Source organism: uncultured Dysgonomonas sp. (assembly GCF_900079725.1).
Lineage (GTDB): Bacteria > Bacteroidota > Bacteroidia > Bacteroidales > Dysgonomonadaceae > Dysgonomonas.
On record NZ_LT599032.1, the window covers coordinates 713846 to 736456 of the forward strand.

At 39.5% G+C, this 22611-nt stretch carries 23 protein-coding genes; 14 read left to right on the forward strand and 9 right to left on the reverse strand.

Annotation, left to right across the window (positions count from 1 at the left end):
- Complete coding sequence (locus tag QZL88_RS03100; RefSeq protein ID WP_296938560.1) at positions 1-486, forward strand: hypothetical protein; 486 nt, start codon at positions 1-3, stop codon at positions 484-486.
- Between the two features lie 106 nt (positions 487-592).
- On the opposite strand, the gene QZL88_RS03105 is transcribed toward QZL88_RS03100, so the two are convergent.
- Entirely contained in the window at positions 593-1510 is a 918-nt protein-coding gene (locus tag QZL88_RS03105) for a DMT family transporter (RefSeq protein ID WP_296938561.1), read from the reverse strand.
- Between the two features lie 452 nt (positions 1511-1962).
- On the opposite strand from QZL88_RS03105, the gene cmk reads away from it, so the two are divergent.
- The 3 genes from cmk to pfkA all read left to right on the forward strand — a co-directional run bounded on the left by cmk (position 1963) and on the right by pfkA (position 4611).
- Positions 1963-2655, forward strand: coding sequence for a (d)CMP kinase (cmk, locus tag QZL88_RS03110; RefSeq protein ID WP_296938563.1), 693 nt, complete (start codon positions 1963-1965; stop codon positions 2653-2655).
- Positions 2656-3531, forward strand: a complete 876-nt coding sequence (locus QZL88_RS03115; protein ID WP_296938564.1) for a 4-hydroxy-3-methylbut-2-enyl diphosphate reductase — start codon at positions 2656-2658, stop codon at positions 3529-3531. It abuts the gene before it with no gap.
- A 99-nt stretch (positions 3532-3630) separates the two neighbouring features.
- Entirely contained in the window at positions 3631-4611 is a 981-nt protein-coding gene (gene pfkA / locus QZL88_RS03120) for a 6-phosphofructokinase (RefSeq protein WP_296938566.1), read from the forward strand.
- A gap of 85 nt (positions 4612-4696) precedes the next feature.
- On the opposite strand, the gene QZL88_RS03125 is transcribed toward pfkA, so the two are convergent.
- Both QZL88_RS03125 and QZL88_RS03130 read right to left on the reverse strand, forming a co-directional pair.
- Positions 4697-5149, reverse strand: coding sequence for a hypothetical protein (locus tag QZL88_RS03125; protein WP_296938567.1), 453 nt, complete (start codon positions 5147-5149; stop codon positions 4697-4699).
- A 43-nt stretch (positions 5150-5192) separates the two neighbouring features.
- Positions 5193-6578, reverse strand: a complete 1386-nt coding sequence (locus QZL88_RS03130) for a hypothetical protein (protein ID WP_296938568.1) — start codon at positions 6576-6578, stop codon at positions 5193-5195.
- A 379-nt stretch (positions 6579-6957) separates the two neighbouring features.
- Here QZL88_RS03130 and QZL88_RS03135 point away from each other — a divergent pair, with 379 nt between their 5' ends.
- Entirely contained in the window at positions 6958-8886 is a 1929-nt protein-coding gene (locus tag QZL88_RS03135; protein WP_296938569.1) for an alpha-amylase family glycosyl hydrolase, read from the forward strand.
- Here QZL88_RS03135 and QZL88_RS03140 read toward each other — a convergent pair whose 3' ends face one another.
- Together QZL88_RS03140 and lipA are read right to left on the reverse strand one after the other, a co-directional pair.
- Positions 8887-9297: a secondary thiamine-phosphate synthase enzyme YjbQ gene (locus QZL88_RS03140; RefSeq protein ID WP_296938570.1), complete on the reverse strand. Its 411-nt coding sequence runs from the start codon at positions 9295-9297 to the stop codon at positions 8887-8889.
- Between the two features lie 2 nt (positions 9298-9299).
- The gene (gene lipA, locus QZL88_RS03145; RefSeq protein WP_296938571.1) at positions 9300-10142 is read right to left on the reverse strand and encodes a lipoyl synthase; all 843 of its coding nucleotides are present in this window, start codon (positions 10140-10142) and stop codon (positions 9300-9302) included.
- Between the two features lie 673 nt (positions 10143-10815).
- On the opposite strand from lipA, the gene nusB reads away from it, so the two are divergent.
- The 7 genes from nusB to QZL88_RS03180 all read left to right on the forward strand — a co-directional run bounded on the left by nusB (position 10816) and on the right by QZL88_RS03180 (position 16257).
- On the forward strand, positions 10816-11742 hold the full coding sequence (nusB, locus tag QZL88_RS03150) for a transcription antitermination factor NusB (protein WP_296938572.1): 927 nt from the start codon (positions 10816-10818) through the stop codon (positions 11740-11742).
- Between the two features lie 116 nt (positions 11743-11858).
- Positions 11859-12209 (forward strand): preprotein translocase subunit YajC, encoded by a 351-nt coding sequence (gene yajC / locus QZL88_RS03155; protein ID WP_006799548.1) that lies wholly within the window; start codon positions 11859-11861, stop codon positions 12207-12209.
- A gap of 37 nt (positions 12210-12246) precedes the next feature.
- The gene (locus QZL88_RS03160) at positions 12247-13230 is read left to right on the forward strand and encodes a YbbR-like domain-containing protein (protein WP_296938573.1); all 984 of its coding nucleotides are present in this window, start codon (positions 12247-12249) and stop codon (positions 13228-13230) included.
- 78 nt (positions 13231-13308) lie between these two features.
- Positions 13309-13893 carry a dephospho-CoA kinase gene (gene coaE, locus QZL88_RS03165; RefSeq protein ID WP_296938575.1) on the forward strand — a complete coding sequence of 195 codons (585 nt, stop codon included), beginning with the start codon at positions 13309-13311 and terminating at the stop codon, positions 13891-13893.
- 6 nt (positions 13894-13899) lie between these two features.
- Positions 13900-14550: a carbonic anhydrase gene (locus tag QZL88_RS03170; protein ID WP_006799551.1), complete on the forward strand. Its 651-nt coding sequence runs from the start codon at positions 13900-13902 to the stop codon at positions 14548-14550.
- Between the two features lie 28 nt (positions 14551-14578).
- Positions 14579-15475, forward strand: a complete 897-nt coding sequence (locus QZL88_RS03175) for a zinc ABC transporter substrate-binding protein (RefSeq protein ID WP_296938577.1) — start codon at positions 14579-14581, stop codon at positions 15473-15475.
- On the forward strand, positions 15472-16257 hold the full coding sequence (locus QZL88_RS03180) for an ABC transporter ATP-binding protein (protein WP_296938579.1): 786 nt from the start codon (positions 15472-15474) through the stop codon (positions 16255-16257). Before QZL88_RS03175 ends, QZL88_RS03180 begins: the two co-directional genes overlap by 4 nt.
- Before the next feature lie 20 nt (positions 16258-16277).
- Here QZL88_RS03180 and QZL88_RS03185 read toward each other — a convergent pair whose 3' ends face one another.
- Both QZL88_RS03185 and QZL88_RS03190 read right to left on the reverse strand, forming a co-directional pair.
- Complete coding sequence (locus tag QZL88_RS03185) at positions 16278-17081, reverse strand: alpha/beta fold hydrolase (protein WP_296938581.1); 804 nt, start codon at positions 17079-17081, stop codon at positions 16278-16280.
- Between the two features lie 43 nt (positions 17082-17124).
- Complete coding sequence (locus QZL88_RS03190) at positions 17125-18393, reverse strand: replication-associated recombination protein A (RefSeq protein ID WP_291110626.1); 1269 nt, start codon at positions 18391-18393, stop codon at positions 17125-17127.
- Positions 18394-18655: 262 nt separating this feature from the next.
- On the opposite strand from QZL88_RS03190, the gene QZL88_RS03195 reads away from it, so the two are divergent.
- The gene (locus QZL88_RS03195; protein WP_296938584.1) at positions 18656-19621 is read left to right on the forward strand and encodes a helix-turn-helix domain-containing protein; all 966 of its coding nucleotides are present in this window, start codon (positions 18656-18658) and stop codon (positions 19619-19621) included.
- Between the two features lie 285 nt (positions 19622-19906).
- A complete protein-coding gene (gene dnaK / locus QZL88_RS03200) occupies positions 19907-21805 on the forward strand; it encodes a molecular chaperone DnaK (RefSeq protein WP_296938585.1) in 1899 nt (632 codons plus the stop codon).
- 60 nt (positions 21806-21865) lie between these two features.
- Here the strand turns inward: dnaK and QZL88_RS03205 are convergent, their stop codons facing one another.
- Positions 21866-22186: a nitrous oxide-stimulated promoter family protein gene (locus tag QZL88_RS03205; RefSeq protein ID WP_296938586.1), complete on the reverse strand. Its 321-nt coding sequence runs from the start codon at positions 22184-22186 to the stop codon at positions 21866-21868.
- Positions 22179-22607 carry a GNAT family N-acetyltransferase gene (locus QZL88_RS03210; RefSeq protein ID WP_296938587.1) on the reverse strand — a complete coding sequence of 143 codons (429 nt, stop codon included), beginning with the start codon at positions 22605-22607 and terminating at the stop codon, positions 22179-22181. Before QZL88_RS03210 ends, QZL88_RS03205 begins: the two co-directional genes overlap by 8 nt.
- Between the last annotated feature and the right edge of the window lie 4 nt (positions 22608-22611).

The window sequence follows — 22611 nt, forward strand, 5'->3', positions numbered from 1 at the left end:
ATGGACAAGCTAAACCGTTACATATCTTTCGAATTGCTCTTTGCTCTGTTATTTATCATCGCATTTTCGTTACCGTGGCTCGATATGGGATTGGTGAAAATCGTAGGTTGGGATATACCCGATATACAAAAGAAAGTAACAAAAGTCACTAATTTCTTCTCCCGTAATAAAGAATCGGTTTATACTACATATGTAGTTTATCTTGTTCCTCTTCTCAGCATCTTCAGCGCCGTATTATGGCTGTCTCTAAAAAAGAAATCAGCCCGCATACTTCTTATGGTAGCGGGTATATTGGCCTTCGTAGTATCCCTCAACCTTTTCTATAAGCTTCCGAAATATGGAAGCGGGGTGTATCTACTTTTCGCCACTTCAATTCTGTCGGTCGCATATTTAATAATCGTGTTCCGGAAAAAGAAAGTTATACCTACAATAGAAAATGATAACCTGTCGGATAACCCCGGCCCCGAAAATATGCAGCCTTTATAACCTGATATATAACGATGTATTATTTTTATATTCTCATCATTATATGTACTCAAGCCGGACAAAACCATAGTTCATCGGTAATCCATGAAATACAACCATTTCTTATTTATGGTTGATTGATTATCTCTTTTGTTTTGATATTTGTAGCTATAATAGCTATTAATATAAGAATAACCCCGACCCACCGTGTAGCATCTACAGATTCGTGAAGAATGAATGCCGAAGATGAAATTGCTACCGGCAATTCTACTGCACTTAATATGGCTCCGATAGAAACGCCGACACGCGGTATACCCATCGAAAAAAGAAGCGGAGGGATAACAGTGCCGAGTAAAGCCAGGATTAATCCCCAAAAGACCAATCCTTCCCAATATATACCGTTGAAAAAAAACATAGGAGGAAAAATAATCCAAGTGATAGCACATGAACCGGTAATCATCAACGCGCTCTTTTTCAATACAGGAAGGTCATTACCTACACGCCCGCTGGTCATCAGAAACATGGCATAACAAGTTGCCGCCAGTAAACCGAAAACAATACCTTTCAGATTAAGAATTATTTCATGACTAAATATTCCACCGGCCAGAAGCGTGCCTAACAGGACAACGCCAAGCAGCAACAGTTGCTTCCAGCTAGGCTTTTTCTTAAATACGATAGCTTCGATCAGTATACTTATCCACAAATATTGCATAAGCAAGATAATAGCCACGGATGCTGGTAGTAATCCGACACACTGATAGTAGAATATTCCCACAAGGCCCGTAAAGGTTCCAGACAAGGCTATTTTCCACCAACTGGTCTCAGCTTTTATTACTTTTGACTCTTCCGGTTTATCTTTTCTTTTAAACGATTTGGTGATCATATATAGTAACCACAAGATAACCATTCCCGAAAAAGACTGAGTGCCTGTAATTTCGCCCAGCGTATAACCATTAGCATAAGCAAATTTTACAATAGTAGACAACAAGCCAAAGCTGGCTGCCCCCACGAATACCAGCAGCCCACCTTTTATTCTTTCATTCATAATATTTAAGTTATTTATTGCCATTCTAACGTACTTTTTTCAGAAGAAGACACACAAAAAGGGAGTACCCTTTTGCGGATACCCCCTCCATTTGTTTTATCGTTCGTATATAATATCAAATAGAAATATCATATACGGGTTGGTACTGCAAAATTACAAAATTTATTTTCATGGTCAAAATATAAAAATAAGGCGCTCAAATCCAGCCTTAGATTTAGATACAACAATAATGTGAATCACAAAAAGCAACTAACAGCTAAATAGGTTTCTTTGCAACAGACAATCAAACCTATAGGGAATTGTCATCAAAATCGGATTATTACCTGTTAGCGACAAGAATAATAAAGGTATCTGCTAATAGCCAAAAATAGCTATCTTTGCTCTCTGTAATTAAATAAATTTATAAGGGATAGATTAAACATTTATTCTGATAGAATGTTTTAAAATTAAATATGAAGAAAATAGTTATTGCAATCGACGGTTTTTCATCAAACGGTAAAAGCACAATGGCTAAAAGCCTGGCAAAACAAATCGGATACATCTACATCGACAGCGGGGCCATGTACCGAGCAGTTACACTTTACTGCATACAACAGAATTTATTCGAAGACGGTAAACTAAACGAAAGTAGATTGCGTGACGAAATAAAGAATATAAAAATAGAATTTCATTTAAATAAAGATACAGGAGCGCCTGACACATATCTTAACGGAGAAAAGGTTGAATCCGCCATTCGTAGTATGGAGGTTTCTTCAAAGGTAAGTATTGTTAGTGCTATTCCATTTGTACGCCATGCAATGGTTACATTACAGCAGCAAATGGGTGAGGCTAAAGGCATAGTAATGGACGGGAGGGATATCGGCACTGTCGTATTCCCTAACGCTGAAATGAAAGTCTTTGTTACGGCTGACGCAACTATAAGGGCACAACGACGCTTCGATGAATTACGTTCGAAAGGTAATACGGAAACGACTTTTGATGAAGTATTAGAAAATTTAAAGTCCAGAGACCATATGGATCAGACGCGGGCAGAAAGCCCTCTGATAAAGGCAGATGACGCCATCCTTCTGGACAATTCACATATGACCATTGATGAACAGATGCAATGGTTGCTGGACAAGTTCAAACAAATAACAACAAACTAAATGAGTAATATAGAGATAGACGCAAAATCAGGTTTCTGTTTTGGAGTGGTCAACGCCATAAAAAAAGCGGAAGAGGAACTCGCAAAAGGAGGTACATTGTATTGCCTTGGTGATATAGTCCACAATAATCTGGAAGTTGACAGGCTTGAACAGCTGGGCTTGAAAACAATCAATCACGAGGAATTTGCACAATTGAAAGATGCCCGGGTTTTATTGAGAGCGCATGGCGAACCACCATCAACTTATCAGATTGCAAAAGATAATAATATTGAAATTATTGATGCTTCATGCCCGGTCGTACTTCGCCTGCAGAAAAAGATACACGACAAATACGATAACGAGAGAGACAATAATACACAAATCGTTATCTACGGAAAGAATGGACATGCAGAAGTAAACGGACTGTTAGGACAGACAGAGTCGACTGCAATTGTCATTGAAAAGAAAGAGGATTTGGAAAAGCTTGACTTTTCAAAAAACATATGCTTATTCTCGCAAACGACCAAACCTCTCGATGGATTTCAGGAAATCATTGATATTATGCAAAGCCGTATGATAGGCGATGCTAAATTTGAGTTCTTTGACACTATATGCCGTCAGGTATCAAATCGTATTCCGAATATCAAAGAGTTTGCATCTAAGAATGATATCATCTTCTTCGTTGCAGGAGAAAAGAGTTCGAACGGAAAGGTACTGTTTGCAGAATGTAAGAAGTACAATCCAAATTCTTATTTCATAACCACGCCTTCAGATATAGATCCAGATGTTGTGAGTAAGACTGCGTCCATCGGAATCTGTGGTGCGACCTCTACACCAAAATGGCAAATGGAAGAGGTTGAAGCCAAGATAAATGAAATAAGATCGGTATTAGTTTAGCCAAATTGCTTAAAAAAATTACCGAATCAGCTATTTTATTCTTACTTTTGTACCTGATTTTTTAATGTGCTAAAAAGAGAATAAAATATTAGTAAAACTATGTCTACAATCAAGTGTATCGGTATTTTGACATCCGGAGGCGATGCTCCCGGTATGAATGCAGCAATTCGTGCTGTCACTCGTGCTGCTATTTATAACGGGCTGGAAGTAAAAGGTATTATGCGTGGTTATAAGGGACTGATATTCGACGAAATCGAACCATTCAGAACCAATAGTGTAAGTAATATAATACAACAAGGTGGTACAATTCTGAAAACCGCCCGTAGTAAAGAATTCCAAACGCCGGAAGGTCGCAAGATCGCTTTTGAAGCACTACAAAGAGAAGGTATTGATGCATTAGTAGTTATCGGTGGAGACGGTTCTCTTACCGGAGCGCGTATATTTGCTCAGGAGTTCAACTATCCGATTGTTGGCTTACCCGGAACAATCGATAACGACTTACAAGGCACTGACCTTACCATTGGATATGATACGGCTCTGAACACCATTATGCAGGCGGTAGATAAAATACGTGACACAGCAAGTTCACACGAACGCCTGTTCTTTATAGAGGTGATGGGACGAGAATGCGGTTTCCTTGCCTTGAACGGTGCTATTGCATCGGGGGCTGAAGCTGCGATTATCCCCGAAATGATGCTGCAACAAGACCAGTTGGGAGACCTGATCTCGAACGGTTTCCGCAAAAGCAAAAACAGTAGTTTAGTCCTTGTAACCGAAGGCGATATTACCGGAGGTGCAATGGCTATGGCAGAACGTGTAAAAACGGAATATCCGCAATACGATGTACGTGTGACTATTCTGGGACATGTCCAACGTGGGGGTTCTCCTACAGCCAACGACCGGATTCTGGCAAGCAGAATGGGTGCAGCGGCAATTGATGCATTATTGGACGGACAGCGCAATGTAATGATTGGCATACAAAATGACGTGATTATAAATGTGCCTTTTTCAAAAGCGATTAAGAAGAATAAGCCGTTACAACAAGATCTTTTAAATACATTGAAGATTCTTTCTATATAATAGAAAAGTCGCTTGAATATCAAAATAAGAAATACAGAGCCTATTTGAAAGGCCCTGTATTTTGTTTTTATGAAGGTTCATATATTTACCACATCAGTACTACATGGAATGTTTCTGTACCTGGTTTGATCTTGGTACTGAAGTCTGAATATGTAAGATAAAACCTTATATTTCCTGTCTGAAAATCAAAATCAAAGGTTTGTGTCCAAAAGAATTCACCTAAATCATCTTTTCCGGCTTTGTGTAACACCAAAGGCATACCGTTTTTAATTCCTGTGTCAGTTTCAATATAAGCAATAACTGTACCGTCATCGTAAACGAATTTAGTCAGCTCTTTCAACGGCTTATCTGCATAATAATAGGAATTCAATTCATTTGGTTCTCCCATCAGTTTCCAATCACTTTGTGTTACAACGATAGTTTTTGCATACCAGTTTGTCCCGTAGCCAGGTTCACCTTGTGGTCCTTCCGGTCCCATTGGACCTTCACATGCGATAAATATCAATGCTGTAAATAAAGATAATAATACTTTTTTCATGACTGTTCGTTTTTTATAATTTGACAAATTTGTTATATCTGATTTAACGCCTTCTGCTACTTTCCGTATTTTGTCTTTCCCGTTCTTGCCTTTCTCGCTGTTCTTGCTGTTCCTGTTGACGACGGCTTTCGGCTTCGCGACGTTCTTGTTCTTGTCTCTCTTGCTGTTCTCGCTGGCGACGATTTTCAGCTTCGCGGCGTTCTTGCTCTTGTCTTTCTTGTTGTTCCTGTTGACGACGATTTTCAGCTTCGCGACGTTCTTGTTCCTGTCTTTCCTGTTGTTCCTGTTGACGACGATTTTCGGCTTCGCGACGTTCTTGCTCTTGTCTTTCTTGCTGTTCCTGTTGACGACGATTTTCAGCTTCGCAACGTTCTTGTTCCTGTCTTTCCTGTTGTTCTCGCTGGCGACGGTTTTCAGCTTCGCGGCGTTCTTGCTCTTGTCTTTCCTGTTGCTCCTGTTGACGACGGTTTTCAGCTTCGCGGCGTTCTTGCTCTTGTCTTTCTTGTTGTTCCTGTTGACGACGATTTTCAGCTTCGCGACGTTCTTGTTCCTGTCTTTCCTGTTGTTCTCGCTGGCGACGGTTTTCAACATTCCGGCGTTCCTGTTCTTGCAAATCTGAAGTTATACTTTGAGACGACCCGTTTATATTTGTATTATCTGGCTTTTGACTCGATTCAGGGACTGGTCGGTCAGATGTTCTTATTTCAGTTGTAGATTCCGGCTTCGGGCGCTCCGATGTTCTTATATCTTCAACTGGCGGTTGAGGTTGTGTTGGTGGCTGTGGCCCGACGGGCGGTTCCGGCTTAGTAATAGGAGGTTCCGGTCTTACCGGTGGCTTTGGTTTTGACGGATGTCCCGGTTTTGGTTTATGCGGAGGCCTCGGCCTATTTGGCTTCTGATTAGGGTAAGACGGATATGACGGATAATAATAGTTGTCGTCATAGTAATCTGTATGGTAATAATTCTCATCAATATATACAGGATAGTATTCTTCATAGTAGTATGTGTCATATGGAATAGAGTAATCTCCATAAGACTCATTCTGAATATAACTTTCTGATTGATAACCATTACTTAGATTGTATGACTCATTGGTTATCACACCTTCTGTTTTTACTGCATCCGGTGCAGTAGCTAATATATAATAATTACCAGTGTAATTGCTTTTATAAGCTTCCTCATTCTTTATACTATCAGATTGGAGGAAACCGTTTGACGAATCACCGGATTTATTAATTTCCGGCCTATCAAAGGCATCCTGTACTCGATTATCAGTAACGCTATTTTCGGGTTCTGAGCTATTGTTATTGGAAGCCACAACAGCTATATCATTACTGTTATTCTCATTCACGCTATTCGCTTCTTTCTTACAGTTTTGTAATAAAAGAGTCAGGCTGATTAAGCACAAAAAGTATAGTGACCTTCTCATAATGATAAAGTATTAATTATTTGTAATAAATGAAATTTTACAGTCGGTTAATAGAATGTCGGCTAAGTAGTAAGTTTGCTTTTTCCTGATTAATATAGTTTTTTATTTTTGGTTTCATTTTCTATATTTTTTAGACTCTCAACCTTATTAAAGGTTTAAATTGATAATATGAATAAAAAAGTGTTTCAAAACATGCTATTCTTTTGACATATTGCTATATTCTTATTTGACATCACTATCCGGATTCTTCAATTATTTAACCTGCAACCGTTTGCAGGTTAAATTTATCGATTAAACAGCTGAACAAAAACCTGCATAAATAAATTGAATTAGTTTTACATTCGGTTCTACCTATTGATAATTCAATCTAATTTTAATCATGAAAAAGCTTCATTTTTTATTCTTGTTCTTATTAATATTCGCAGCTTGCAGCGACAACAATGACGACCCTATTATACCGGAAGTTCCGGAACCTCCAACCCCAAGTTCATCTATCGAAGATTTAAGAGATGGAATAACTGTTATCAGCGACGATTCCTTAGCCTTTGTATTATTCGCACCAGGAAAGCAATCAGTATATCTAATCGGCGATTTCAATGACTGGAAAGTATCGGATGCATATAAAATGAATCAAGTTGATGACCGTTTCTGGATAAAGATCGGTGGTTTGGAAAAAGGTAAAGAGTATATATGCCAATATCTTATCGATAATAAAATAAGGGTTGCTGATCCATATGCATCTAAAATATCAGACCCTAATAATGATAAGTATATCAATAAGGAATATGACATATATCCGGGCTTGATTACTCCTACTACAAAAACTACCGGCCTGTCTATGGTAGTGAATACCTCTCCATCCAAATATTCCTGGAAGGTATCGGATTTTAGCCTTCAAAACCCAGAAAGTATGGTTGTTTATGAAGTTCTTATCCGGGATTTTACAGAGAAACGGAGTATAAAAGGTGTGCAGGAGAAACTCAATTATATAAAAAATCTGGGAGTAAATGCCATAGAGTTTATGCCGTTCAATGAGTTTGAAGGAAATGACAGTTGGGGATACAATCCGTCTTTCTACTTCGCTACCGATAAAGCATATGGAACATCAAACGATTATAAAGCCTTTATAGATGAATGCCATGCAAATGGTATAGCCGTAATTATGGATATGGTACTGAATCACAGTTTTAGCCAAAGCCCTATGGTTATCATGTATAAAAATGAGAATGATGATAATATAGGAGATAATCCATGGTACAATAAAGAATCTCCAAACCCGGTTTATTCCTGGGGCTATGATTTCAACCATGAAAGCAAATACACTCAGGCTTTTGTAGACAGTGTATGCTCATACTGGATGAAAGAGTATAAGGTAGATGGTTTCCGCTTCGACTTCACAAAAGGGTTTACCAATACCAAAGGAGATGGCAATGCGTTTGACCAGGCCCGTATCGACATACTGAAAAGAATGGTGAGTGAAATCCGCAAGCGTAATCCTGATGCGATCGTTATCTTTGAACATCTTGCCGATAATAGCGAAGAGAAGGTATTGTCCGATTATGGAATCTATCTATGGGGCAACATCAACTACAACTTCAACGAAGTAACCATGGGTTGGGGACATGAGATGGGAGACTATGAAAAACTGAAAGGAGATATCAGTTGGGCCTCATATAAGGTACGGGGCTGGACAAAACCAAACCTTGTAGCTTATATGGAAAGCCACGACGAGGAACGTATCATGTTCAAAAACAACATGTATGGAAACACAAACAACCCGTCTTATAATGTACAGGAACTACCTGTGGGACTGGCACGGACAGAAGCTGCCGCTGTTATCCTGATGTCGCTCCCTGGTCCGAAGATGATCTGGCAGTTTGGCGAATTGGGATATGACTACTCTATCAATGCCCGTGAGGATGGTTATTGGACAAGCGACTATCAAGACGGGCGCTTTCGTACAGCTAAGAAACCTATCAAATGGGACTATTTAGAAGATACAAACAGGAAAGCCTTGTATGATGTATATGCCAAGATGAACAAGTTGCGCACGACTAATTCTATTTTCTCTACCACTGATTATACTATCGGGCTCGGTGATAACTTCAAACAAATACTGCTAAAATCGACTGAGGGCTATGTGTGTGCTATAGCGAACTTCTCAGTTGAACCTGTGACTGCAACCGTAAATTTCGGCAAGACAGGAACATGGCAGGACTATTTCACCAGCAAGACTTTGGTTGTAAATGAATCGACACAAGAAATAACACTGGATCCGGGCGAATATTATCTGTACTTCAGCAAGTAATCAGATTAGGACGGTAGCCACGATATGGCGGCGGCCTCCATGGTTGCGAAACTCGCACAGATAGATTCCCTGCCAGATACCCATATTAAGACGGCTCTTTGTAATCGGTATAGTAAGACTAACCCCTGCAAGAGTCGTCTTTGCATGTGCAGGCATATCATCATCCCCCTCCATTGTATGCACATAATAAGGCTCACGTTCGCGTATCAGACGATTGAAAATAGATTCCATATCTTCCCGCACATCGGGATCGGCATTCTCATTGATGGTGAGAGCTGCAGAGGTATGCTTTATGAACAGATGCAGCAAACCTGCCTGAGGTAAAGCAGGCAGGTTTTGCATTATTTCTTCCGTTACCAGATGAAAGCCTCTGTTCCGGGGCTGTAATGAGAATTCTATCTGGTTGACCATGATTACAAGCAGTTTTCGGCATGATAAGAAGATCGAACCAATGGGCCGCTCTCCACATAATCGAATCCCTTGCTTAAGGCAACTTCCTTGAAACGCTTAAACTCATCCGGATGAATATATGAAACCACAGGCAGATGCTTACGGGATGGTTGTAAATACTGGCCGATTGTCAACACCGAACAGTTCGATGCCCGGAGATCATCCATTAACTGGAATATCTCGTCGGTAGTTTCTCCCAAACCGACCATCATCCCCGATTTGGCTTTCAGTCCATTATCTGCAATACGTTTCAATACTGACAAACTAACATCATATTTTGCCGCACTTCGTACTTTCGGGGTAAGGCTTCTTACTGTTTCCATATTATGCGAGATAACATTCGGAGCAGCCTTGCATACCATATCTACAAATTCGAATTTCCCCTGAAAATCAGGAATCAATACTTCAATAGTAGTGGAAGGATTCACCTGACGTACTTTATTGATGGTATCTACCCAATGCTGAGCCCCCTGATCCGGCAGGTCGTCCCTGTCTACCGAAGTTATCACAGCATGCTTAAGCCCCATCAACTGTATCGATTTGGCAACATTTGCCGGTTCGAAAGGATTCAAGGCCAATGGACGCCCGGTCTTTGTATTACAGAACTTGCATGAGCGGGTACATATATCACCGCCGATCATAAATGTGGCAGTTCCCCTCCCCCAGCATTCACCCATGTTCGGGCAGCGTCCGCTGGTGCAAATTGTATGTAATCCATGTGATTCTACTATATTTAAAGTTTCGGAGAAATGGTCGCTACCTCCCAGTTTTATTTTCAACCAGTCCGGTTTTTTTACATGTTCCATCTATATTGTGAATTATGATTTTAGAAAATATAAAACAAAGATAAGCCTTAGAATGTTTCCCACGAAAATAGTAAGGGTTAAAAAGTCATCTATTTATACTATCATTGATAGATGAACAAAATACAAAACTAAAGAATAAACATTATTTTCCGCTGTCCATCTTCACATACATTAACAATATATGTTTAAAAGGTAACAAAAGTAACAGAAATCAATTAATAATTAAAAATGAACAATTAATAATTAGTTTGTCTGTTAGCTGCCATCAGTCAACAATGTTTTTCTCGAACTACACACAGGGCAGAGTAATTGTTAAAAAGCAACAAAGGTTACACTATTTGCAGTTAACAGAAATGCAGGTCTTTCAACTCATTACTTGTTAAAAGGTAACAAAGGTTACACATTCTGCATCCTCTCTCCTATTACTTTTTTTGTTCTCCCTCTTTCCTATTCTCATTTTCAATTTTTTGTTTTTATTCTCTTTTTAAGTCCCCTTTGGGGGATTGAGGGGCCGATCAATCTGTCAAAGAGCTATAAGCTAACAGCTAAAAACTAATAGCTTACCATATAGATAAACTCTTTCGAAAAAATAAATTTCGTGGTTTGCCCTAACTCTATTCACTATATTGAAAAAATTGTTTAATTTTGCAGCCTGAAACATTTTAATGTAAAAATGATAAACCGCGTTCTTATCCGTATCAGAGTTGTCCAAATACTGTTTTCGTACAGTCAGGGTGAAACTACAGACATGAGAAAAGCTGAAAGCGAGCTTCTTTTCAGTCTGCAAAAATCATACGATTTATACTTCTATCTACTTTCACTTTTGGTTGAACTTACCGACTCTTATGCCCAGAAAGTCGACAACCGCAAGTCGAAGCTTTTGCCCACAGAAGAAGATATAAAGCCAAACACCAGATTATTAAATAACAAATTTATTCTTCAATTGAGAGAAAACCTCGAATTGAATAAATATCTTAAAGACAGGCCTTTTTCTTGGTACGATCACGATACTTTCGTTCGTAAAATGCTTGAGAACATCCTCAATTCAGATATCTACAAAGAATATATGGACGGTGATTCGCATAGTTATGATGACGACCGTGAATTTTGGCGCAAAACGTTCAAGCATGTCATCTGTACCGACGAGGAATTATACACCTTACTGGAGGATGAAAGCCTTTACTGGAATGACGACATCGAAATCATCGAATCTTTTGTCCTGAAAACGATTAAAAGGTTTGAGGAAAATAAAGGGGCCGCTCAGGAGTTACTTCCTATGTTCAAAGATGATTCCGACAGGGAGTTTGCTGTAAAATTGCTTCGTGAATCCCTTTGGAATGGCAAAGAATACCGGGAACTGATAGATAAGTATACCAAGAATTGGGAATCGGAACGTATAGCCCTCATGGACATGGTAATAATGCAAATAGCAATAGGAGAAATAGTAAGTTTCCCATCCATCCCCATAAGCGTAACTCTGAACGAATATATCGATATAGCAAAATCGTACAGTACAGCTAAAAGTGCTTCTTTTATAAACGGTATTCTGGATGCAATTGTAAAAGAACTAAAGGAAGAAAAGAAGATAATTAAGAAATAATAATATTTATCATATTTTCACCTTCACTCTAATTCAAAATAATCGCTTATATTTGTAAAGCGTTTTTAGGAAAGGAGAAAAATCAAGAATAATATAAATCAAATATTAAAGAATCTATGACTTTATTAAATGTATTATTACAAGCAGCCGAAGGTGGTGCACCTGCCGGCGGAGGTTTTCTGGGATTAGGCAGCAGCGGTAGCATGATTGTGATGATGGTGCTCTTATTCGCCATCATGTATTTCTTTATGATACGTCCGCAACAAAAGAAACAAAAAGCGTTGCAGGAAGCTCGTAATGCAATCAAAGTAGGAGACAAAGTAGTTACTGCCGGAGGTATCCACGGAAAAGTGAAAGAAGTAAACGATTCTACATTTGTGCTGGAAATTGCCGACGGAATAAAAATCACAATCGAAAAATCTTCTGTTTACGTTTCAGCTGCTGATACTCAGGCTAACAACAGATAATTCTTTTGAATGAAACATAAAAGTCAGGTATAGCTATATGAGCGATACTAGAAATATCATCATACAAGAAGTCAGATCGTTTTTCACAAATATATCATGGAAAAAGATACTGACTTTTTTGTTTTTTGTATTGCTTTCCTCAGTTTTTTGGATGATGCAGGTCTATCGCCAGAAATTTGAGTCTACCCTTACTATACCTGTTAAATATGTAAATGTACCCGACAGCATCGTTTTCGAAAACGAGCTGCCATTGAAAATATATGTACGTATTAAAGATGACGGGGCAGCCATGTTCAAATACTATTTCACCCATAGAAACGACTCTCTGGTAGTAGATGTGAGGGATATAGTAAAGGGAACACAGGAAAAAGTGATACAGGGCCGGAACTTTGAACAATTGGTACGGGGAAAACTCTTCGCTTCTTCAGAACTGATAAGCTACTCTCCCACCCGTGTATCTTATGCCTATGCTGTATTGCACCAAAAGAAACTACCCGTTATATACGACGGTTATATAAGTCTGGCATCTGGTTATCTGATCGACGGGGAACTGACAATCGAACCCGATTCGGTGCTTGTATACGGCAGCCGTGCCGCACTAGATACATTGCATTACGCTCACACAGTGAACGATACACTTCGAGAAGTAACCGAGGATAAAAAAATGCTGGTAGCAATGAAGCAAACCAAAGGCATTCGGTTTGTGCCTAACACTGTAGAACTAAATGTATCGGTAGATAAGTTCAGTACAAAGGAAGTAGAAGTTCCTATTGAATGCATTAACCTGCCGGAAAATCTGACAATCAAGTTCTTCCCGTCATCAATCAAGATACCATTCTTTGTAGGTATAAAAAGATACAATGACATTTCGTCTCACGACTTTCAGGTAATTATAGACTATAATGATCTCAAAGACCTGAAAGAGGCTTCGATCCCGGTACGAATAACTGAAAGTCCGGATTATATACAGACCAAAGGACCTGTTCCGTCCGAAGTGGAATTTGTACTGGAACAAAAATAAAGGCAGCAGATTTTTTTATTTGCCTCTACATGCAATATATCAATACATTCTTTTACACGAATAATAATCCCTCATAGAATGATCAAATTAGGTATAACAGGAGGAATAGGTAGTGGTAAATCTACCGTTTCGGAGATATTCTCCCTTTGCAATGTACCTGTTTATATAGCCGATACAGAAAGTAAAAGGCTTGTGGCAACTTCACCTGTTATAAAAGAAAAATTGATTAATATCTATGGTGAAGAATTATTTGAGGGTGGTGTGCTGAATAAAGCATTACTGGCTTCCCATATATTCAATGATAAAGCCAAATTGGAACAGGTAAACGCAATAATACATCCCGAAGTAGAAAAAGATTTTAAAGAATGGGTGGTTAACCATGCACACAGTCGGGTGATAGCACACGAAGCCGCAATTCTTTTCGAGTCGGGTTTCAATAAACTTATGGACAAGATAGTGATGGTATACACTCCCCTCGAAATAAGGCTGGAACGTACGATGAAACGGGATCATACTACCCGCGAAAAAGTATTGGAACGCATACACAATCAGATGCCTGATGAAGAAAAAGCTAAACTTTCTGATTTTGTAATTGTTAATGATGGAGCACATTCATTGATCGAACAAGTGCTCGACATTCTGAAACAAGTAAAAGACTTATAAAACATAATGGAAATACAAAAATCATATAAAGGTATATTCGAAGCGAATAAGAAATGGGTAGAGAAAATAAATGAGGAAAACCCGGACTTTTTCACGCATCTGGCAGATCAGCAAAACCCTGACTATCTTTACATAGGATGCTCCGACAGCCGCGTGCATGCCAATGAGATAATGGGCCTGCAACCCGGAGAAGTATTCGTACACCGTAATATCGCTAATATGGTGGTCAATAATGACCTCAACGTATTGTCGGTCATTAATTATGCCGTGGAATACCTCAATGTGAAATATATCATTGTATGCGGACATTACAATTGCGGAGGGATAAAAGCCGCAATGGAACCGAAAGATTTAGGAATACTGAATCCATGGCTGCGTAATATACGCGATGTGTACCGCCTGCACGAGAAAGAGCTGGATACTATTTCCGATCCGCAAGCCAGGTATAACCGCCTGGTAGAAATAAATGTATATGAACAGTGTCTCAATATAATAAAGACAGCAGAAGTACAGAAATCATACCTGGCAAAAGGTTATCCCCGTGTAGCCGGCTGGGTTTACGACCTGAACGACGGCATACTCCACGATCTGGAAATAGATTTTGAAAAAGAACTGAACCGTATTCGTAAGATTTACGATCTAACAAAAGGAGAATAAGTCTGACGCAAGTTATAAATTAAAAATTATGAGTTATAAATTAGCAGTTACGGCTATATTGTTAGGAATCCTGTCGCTTTGCAGCTGCAAACCATCCAGAACAGATAAAGCCCGCACTCTATCAGTTACTATAGAGCCTCAAAAATATTTTCTAAGTAAAATCGTAGGAAATCACTACGAGGTAAATTGTATTGTACCATCGGGCTCCAATCCCGAAAGTGCCGATTTCACCCCATCGCAGATGATGGCTTTGGATAAGAGCGTAGCCTACTTCAAAATCGGTTATCTGGGGATAGAGAACACATTGATAGATAAAGTGTCCCAAAGTAATCCTGAACTTAAAGTTGTAAATTGCTCGCAAGGTATTGAACTTATAGGCGATGCTCATATACATTGCGAAGACGATAATCATGACCACAATCATACACACGCCCATGCTGCAGGTGACCCGCACACATGGAGCTCGGTAAGATCGGCTAAGATTATAGTCGAAAACATGTATAAGGCTGTACTGGAATTAGATGCCAATAATGAAGCAGACTATACTGCCAATTATGATAAACTGGTAGCTGAGATAAACAGTACCGATAGTATCATCAAATCGTATCTGGAAAAGGCTCCGAGCAAGGCATTTATAATATATCATCCTGCACTCAGTTATTTTGCCGATGAATACGGATTGACCCAATATTCAATCGAACATGAAGGAAAAAACCCGTCGCCGTCACAGTTAAAGGAGCTTATAGATAAAGCAAAATCTGAAGGTATAAAAGCTGTTTTCATACAGCAGGAGTTCGATACAAAAAATGCAGAAACTATAGCAGAAGCAATAAACGGGAAAACTATCCCCATAAACCCGTTATCATATAACTGGAGTGAGGAAATGATAAAAATAGCCAAGGCTTTGGCACAGGAAAACGAATGAGCAAAATACTTGAAATAAGAGATCTTTCGGTAGGATACGATGATAATCCTTATGTACTGAAAAACGTGAATCTGGATGTTTTCCAGGATGATTTTCTCGGTATTATCGGTCCCAATGGCGGAGGAAAGACCACATTATTGAAAACGATCCTCGGGCTTGTAAAACCGACGGACGGCAGTATATCTTTTTTCAGGAATGACGTGAAAACGGATAAGATAAACATCGGTTATCTGCCGCAAATAAACCAGATAGATAAAAAATTCCCCATATCCGTCCATGATGTTATACTGTCGGGGCTGACAATCAAACACAGCGTATTTTCACCTTATACCAGAGAACAAAAAGAGAAGGTCGGTGTTATAGCGCATCAGATGGGACTGGATAAACTTATCGACAGGCCTATAGGCGCATTATCCGGAGGCCAGCTCCAACGCACTTTGCTTGGGCGTGCTATTATAGACGGACCAGACCTGCTGGTGCTCGACGAACCTAATTCATATGTGGACAAACGATTCGAGACTGATTTTTATAAAATACTCGAAGATATAAATAAAGACACCGCCATTATTCTTGTCTCCCATGATGTAGGTACAGTAATATCGCTGGTTAAAAATATAGCCTGTGTAAACGAAGGACTCCACTATCATTCAGGTACCAATATCACGACCGAATGGCTCGAAGAATCATACTCCTCCTGCCCTATCGAAATTGTCGGTCATGGCGATTTTCCGCATCGGGTATTGGATAAGCATGAGGGTTGTGAATGTTGTAAAGATGATTAAGAATTCTATAAAATTCTACGTCATTTTGTAAGTAGCCTCTTTATTTCCTCCCTGTACACTTCATTTTCGGTTATACCATTGTGCTCTTCGTTTTCTAATGTAATAAGCAAATCCGAATCTTTCAATACAGGCTTCAATTTCATGGAATTATTATAGTTTATCACCTTATCTTTATTTCCATGAAAGATGACAACAGGCATTTTACATTCACTGACATATTTATATGTTTCCAACTTATATTTGACCAGAAAACTGGGGATAACAGGGCAAATATCCTGAATCACATTCGTAAGACTATAATAAGGAGCCTGCAAAATCAACATATGGGGGTTATTTACCGATGCAATCTTTGCGGCTGGCCCCGTGCCGATAGAAAAACCCAGTACAATTAACCGGTCTTCATCATATCGCTTCTTCATTTCATTATAAGCGAGCTGAATATCGCTGAATAATTGATTCTGGCTGTCAATCTCGCCCCTACTTTTGCCGAATCCCCTGTAATCGAGAAAGAATACATCATAGCCTAAATCCGTATACACAGAAGCCAAGTGTCCCCATGAATCAAGAGCCCCGGCATTGCCATGCAGATAGAAAATCAATCCTTTGGGATTTTCTGTTTTGAACAGAAGGCTATTCAATGATGTCCCATCATCCGCTTTTAAATATATTTCCTCAAAATCCTGCTTAAACCGGAAAGTATAATTATTATCAAGTTTTGTTGGGTAAAAAATCAGTTTTTCCTGAAAAAAGTAAAAGAATCCACACAGTAATATATAGAGTGATAATAAAATCGCACATATTCTGATTACTGCTTTCTTCATCATTTACAAAGTTCTTTTACCGTCTTATACTTCATCGGCACATTGTTCAATACCTGTCTTTCCACAATTTTTTCAGCCATTCCACAATTTTGCTCTCCGATGCGTTTTGCTGCGGCTTCCAGAATTGGCGTCCTTTTATTTCTTTAGGCACATAATCCTGCTGTACAAAGTTATTCTCGAAACTGTGGGCATACTTGTAGTTTTTGCCATAATCCAGTTCTTTCATAAGCTTGGTCGGTGCATTACGCAAATGCAACGGAACCGGCAGGTTACCCGTTTCATTCACCAATGCGATAGCCTCATCTATAGCCATATATGCAGAATTACTTTTTGGTGAAGTTGCCAAATACACGGTGGCTTCGGCTAAGACAATCCGGCCTTCCGGCCAGCCAATCTTCTGCAAAGTATCAAAGCATGCATTCGCCAGTAAGAGGGCATTAGGATTTGCCAACCCTATATCTTCCGCCGCCGAGATAACCAACCGCCGGGCGATAAATTTCGGATCTTCCCCCCCGGCCACCATCCGCGCCAGCCAGTAAATAGCCGCATCGGGGTCACTACCCCGGATAGACTTGATAAAGGCTGAAATAATGTCATAATGCATCTCACCTCCTTTATCGTATGCCGCCGGATTTTCCTGTAAGCGTTCTGTCACAAGCTTATCCGTTATGACAATTTTGTCACTCACATCCGCGCCTGTTACCAGATCGAGTATATTCAACAGTTTACGGGCATCACCTCCCGAAAAGCGAAGCAATGCATTGGTTTCCTGTAATTCGATATTCCGTTCTTTAAGTATAATATCCTGCGTCACGGCACGATGAGCCAGTTCGATCAGGTCATCCTTATCCAAGGATTGCAAAACGTACACCTGACAACGTGACAACAATGGCCGTATAACTTCAAACGAAGGATTTTCCGTTGTAGCGCCTATCAATGTAATCACACCTGTTTCCACTGCATTGAGCAACGAATCCTGTTGTGATTTTGAAAAACGGTGGATTTCATCAATAAACAAAATAGGGCTTTTCGTATTGAAGAACTGACTCTTTTTAGCCTGTTCTATCACCTCACGTACATCCTTTACACCCGAGTTTATCGCACTCAATGTATAGAAAGGAGTATCCAGCGTATTGGCAATAATCTGGGCCAATGTCGTCTTCCCTACTCCGGGAGGGCCCCAAAGAAGAAAAGAAGGTATTCGTCCCGATTCTATCATCTTGCGCAGGATAGCACCTTCACCCACAAGATGCTTTTGTCCTATATATTCGTCCAGGGTACGTGGACGCAAACGTTCTGCTAATGGCTGGCTCATATTTTTGTTGAAATTATCGTAATCCAAATTTACAAAAAGTTTCTATTAGTCCGAAATAGAATAATGAATTCTCCGTTCCCTGGCAGGTAACTAATAATCAAATTGGTAGTATCCAGCGACAATTAGATTAATAATATTATCTTATTATAAAAAAATGCTTTACATTTGTTTTAACAATTACACAAATGTGAAGGATTATATAGTGCGATTGCAACTACCATTGACTGGACGTTGCAACAACAAGTTAACGATTAAATAAAACATGACAAGCCCGGAGATACTATGTAACAGATTGCTCGACGCAATCAAGCGCAAGCTACCCAAAGATGCTAATATGGCCAATATTTTAACCGATATATTATTTATAGGTAAAGAGGCTGCATACAGAAGATTGCGCGGAGAAGTTTCATTCACACTATATGAGGCTGCACTCATAGCCCGAAAGTTTCAGATATCATTAGATTCAATTATAAACCTAGCCCCTTTCGAAAATCTGATTTTTGAATTAAAACCCCAACGTTTTTATAATCTTCGGGATATAGATTATAAAATGCTGGAAGAATATATCGATGTGCTTAAATTCTCAAAAACAGATCCGAAGGCCGAACAGGTATTCACTTCCAATGTGTTTCCTCAATTTCCATCTCACAAACATTATTTGTTAACAAAATACAGTTCGTTCAGGTGGATGTACCTCAATGAAAAGGCCGATGCTATAAAAAGTTTCCATGAAATGGAATTTCCCGATAGGTTGTATAAATTATGCAGAGATTGTGTAAATGAAACTATGAATATTGCAAATACATCATATATATGGGATAGTACTATTTTTCAAAGCATAGTTAAGGAAATAAAATATTTTTCAAACATTGAACTTATCAATGCCCAAGATGTCTTGTTATTAAAAAATGAACTTGAGGAATTATTAAATTTCATTGAAAGAATTACTGCAATTGGCCGTTTCGAAAACGGGAACAAAATACAAATATATATATCCGATATTACCTCCGACACGGGATATGCTTATCTGGACACAGAGTATTTGCATCTTAGCATGATAAATGCTTTCGCCCTAAATTACTTAGTAGCCCTCGATAAACGTACACTGGACAAGATAAAGGAAAGAGTTCAATCACTGAAAAGAGTTTCCACGTTAATATCCGAAAGTGGGGAAGAACAACGCCTCAGATTCCTCAGGGCACAGAGGGAAATAGTGAGTACTTTATAAATGAGTTTATATCCTTAGACCGAATAACCGGGGCCACTAAAACAGCTAATGGTAAAGTTACTCTATCTCCTCTACTAAAAATACTTTTCCAGACAATACACATTGTCTCCTTACCGCATAGATTCAGACTTTTTAATCAATAAAGATTTCTGACAAATCGTCATATTTCATATTTTCTCAAAAAAAATATCACTTTGGCACAGCATTTGAATAACAGATAGTGTCGCTGCAAAGCGCAAAAAAGATCAATTAGAATTAAAAAACAAATAAATATAATAAACTAAAATGGGAAAAATAATTGGAATTGACTTAGGTACCACAAACTCTTGTGTTGCCGTGTTGGAAGGTAACGAACCTATCGTTATCGCTAACAACGAAGGAAAAAGAACGACCCCTTCTGTTGTAGCATTTATTGAAGGAAACGAACGTAAAGTAGGAGACCCTGCTAAACGTCAGGCTATCACAAATCCTGAAAAAACAATATACTCCATAAAAAGGTTTATGGGTGAAACCTGGGATCAGGTTCAGACAGAAGTTACACGTGTACCTTACAAAGTAGTAAAAGGGGACAACAACACTCCACGTGTAGATATTGACGGACGTCTGTACACTCCACAGGAAATTTCGGCTATGATTCTTCAGAAAATGAAGAAAACAGCAGAAGACTACCTCGGACAGGAAGTAACGGATGCTGTTATCACTGTACCTGCATATTTTAGCGATTCGCAACGTCAGGCTACAAAAGAAGCCGGAGAAATTGCAGGACTTAAAGTACAACGTATTGTTAATGAACCTACAGCCGCAGCCCTTGCTTACGGTCTGGATAAGGCTCATAAAGATATGAAAATCGCCGTATTCGACCTTGGTGGTGGTACATTCGATATTTCTATACTGGAACTGGGTGACGGTGTATTTGAAGTGAAATCTACTAATGGTGATACACACCTTGGCGGTGATGACTTCGACCAGGTAATTATCAACTGGCTGGCAGAAGAGTTTCAGAAAGAAGAAGGACTTGACCTTCGCAAAGACCCAATGGCTCTTCAACGTCTGAAAGAAGCTGCCGAAAAAGCAAAAATCGAGCTTTCGAGTACAACATCTACCGAGATCAACTTACCATATATAATGCCGGTAAATGGTATACCAAAACACTTGGTAAAAACATTGACACGTGCTAAATTCGAACAACTGGCCGATACCCTGATACGCAAATGTATCGATCCTTGCCGTCAGTCATTGACTGATGCCGGATATTCTGCATCTGATATTGATGAAGTTATCCTGGTGGGTGGTTCTACACGTATACCTGCTGTACAGGCCGAAGTTGAAAAATTCTTTGGTAAAACTCCTTCTAAAGGTGTAAATCCGGACGAAGTGGTTGCTGTAGGGGCTGCCATACAAGGTGGTGTATTGACAGGTGAAGTAAAAGACGTACTTTTATTAGACGTGACTCCGCTATCTCTTGGTATAGAAACTATGGGTGGTGTGATGACCAAACTGATTGAGTCGAACACAACAATACCGACCAAAAAGAGTGAAACATTCTCTACAGCAGCAGATAATCAACCGTCAGTACAGATTAATGTACTACAGGGCGAACGTCCGCTGGCCAGAGATAACAAACAAATCGGTGTATTCAACCTGGATGGGATTATGCCAGCCCGTCGTGGCGAGCCTCAGATAGAAGTGACATTCGATATCGATGCCAATGGTATCCTGAGTGTATCGGCAAAAGATAAAGCTACAGGTAAGGAACAATCGATCCGTATCGAGGCTTCATCAGGACTAAGCGATGCTGAAATCCAGAAGATGAAAGATGAAGCTGCTGCCAATGCTGAATCTGATAAGAAAGAAAAGGAAAAGATAGACAAGTTGAATCAGGCAGACTCTATGATTTTCCAAACAGAAAAGCAATTGAACGAACTTGGAGATAAAATCCCGGCTGACAAGAAAGCCCCTATCGAAGGTGCCCTGAACAAGCTGAGAGATGCTCACAAAGCTCAGGATCTGGCGGGTATAGATACAGCAATGAACGAACTGAATACCTTGTTCCAGAATCTAAGTCAGGAAATGTATAATCAGGCTGGAGCAAATCCTGGCCAACAAGCCGGAGGAAATGCCGGGGAGCAGCCGAAAAACGGTGATAACGATGTTACTGATGTAGATTTTGAAGAAGTGAAATAAGCATATACACACTTTTATATACTACAAAAAAGCTGTCGGATTAAATTTCGGCAGCTTTTTTTATTTATGTGATATCTTCTTTGCAGGCTTCATACCTTTTACAAGATGGACTATCGCCAACATAGGGCTAGAGAATATCATACGTGGACCGGAGTAGCGCATGACTTCCTGCATTCGCAGTTTCATATCGGGTCTATAACAATGGATAGGGCATTGCTGGCATGTAGGTTTATCTTCACCAAAGGTACAGCGTTCCAGCCTGTCCATGGCGTATTCATTGAGCTGCAAGCAGTCGGCACACAAGCTTTCTGATGTACCATGCCTGGCAGCACAGTATATCTTTATCATCTTTGTCACCGTCTTTTTTTCTGTATTATTCATTTTCTACAAAACCTCCGTCAATCATTCTTTCGGGATTTATAAAATAAGCCATACCCGTCTTCATTTTCTTGAAGTTCAGCTTTTTGTAAAATCCTTCTTTCCCCGGAGAGGCGTATAATATAAAATTACAACCAGGAGTAACCGACATTAGCCGCGTCACTATCTCCTGTCCTATTCTATGTCCCTGATAAGCCGGGTCTACTGCAATATCATAAAGTGCAGACTGCCGTACCCCATCGGATATCATACGCCCAAATCCAATAAGCACAGTATCATTGAAAACAAAAATTACAGAATGGCTCGCCTCAAAAGAAATCCGGTGCTTATCCACATCTACTGTAGACATGCCAACGATATCCAGTAAATGACGAACCCTTTCCCAGGATACACCCCGGCAATCAGTTTGGTATCTTAAATTCATATAT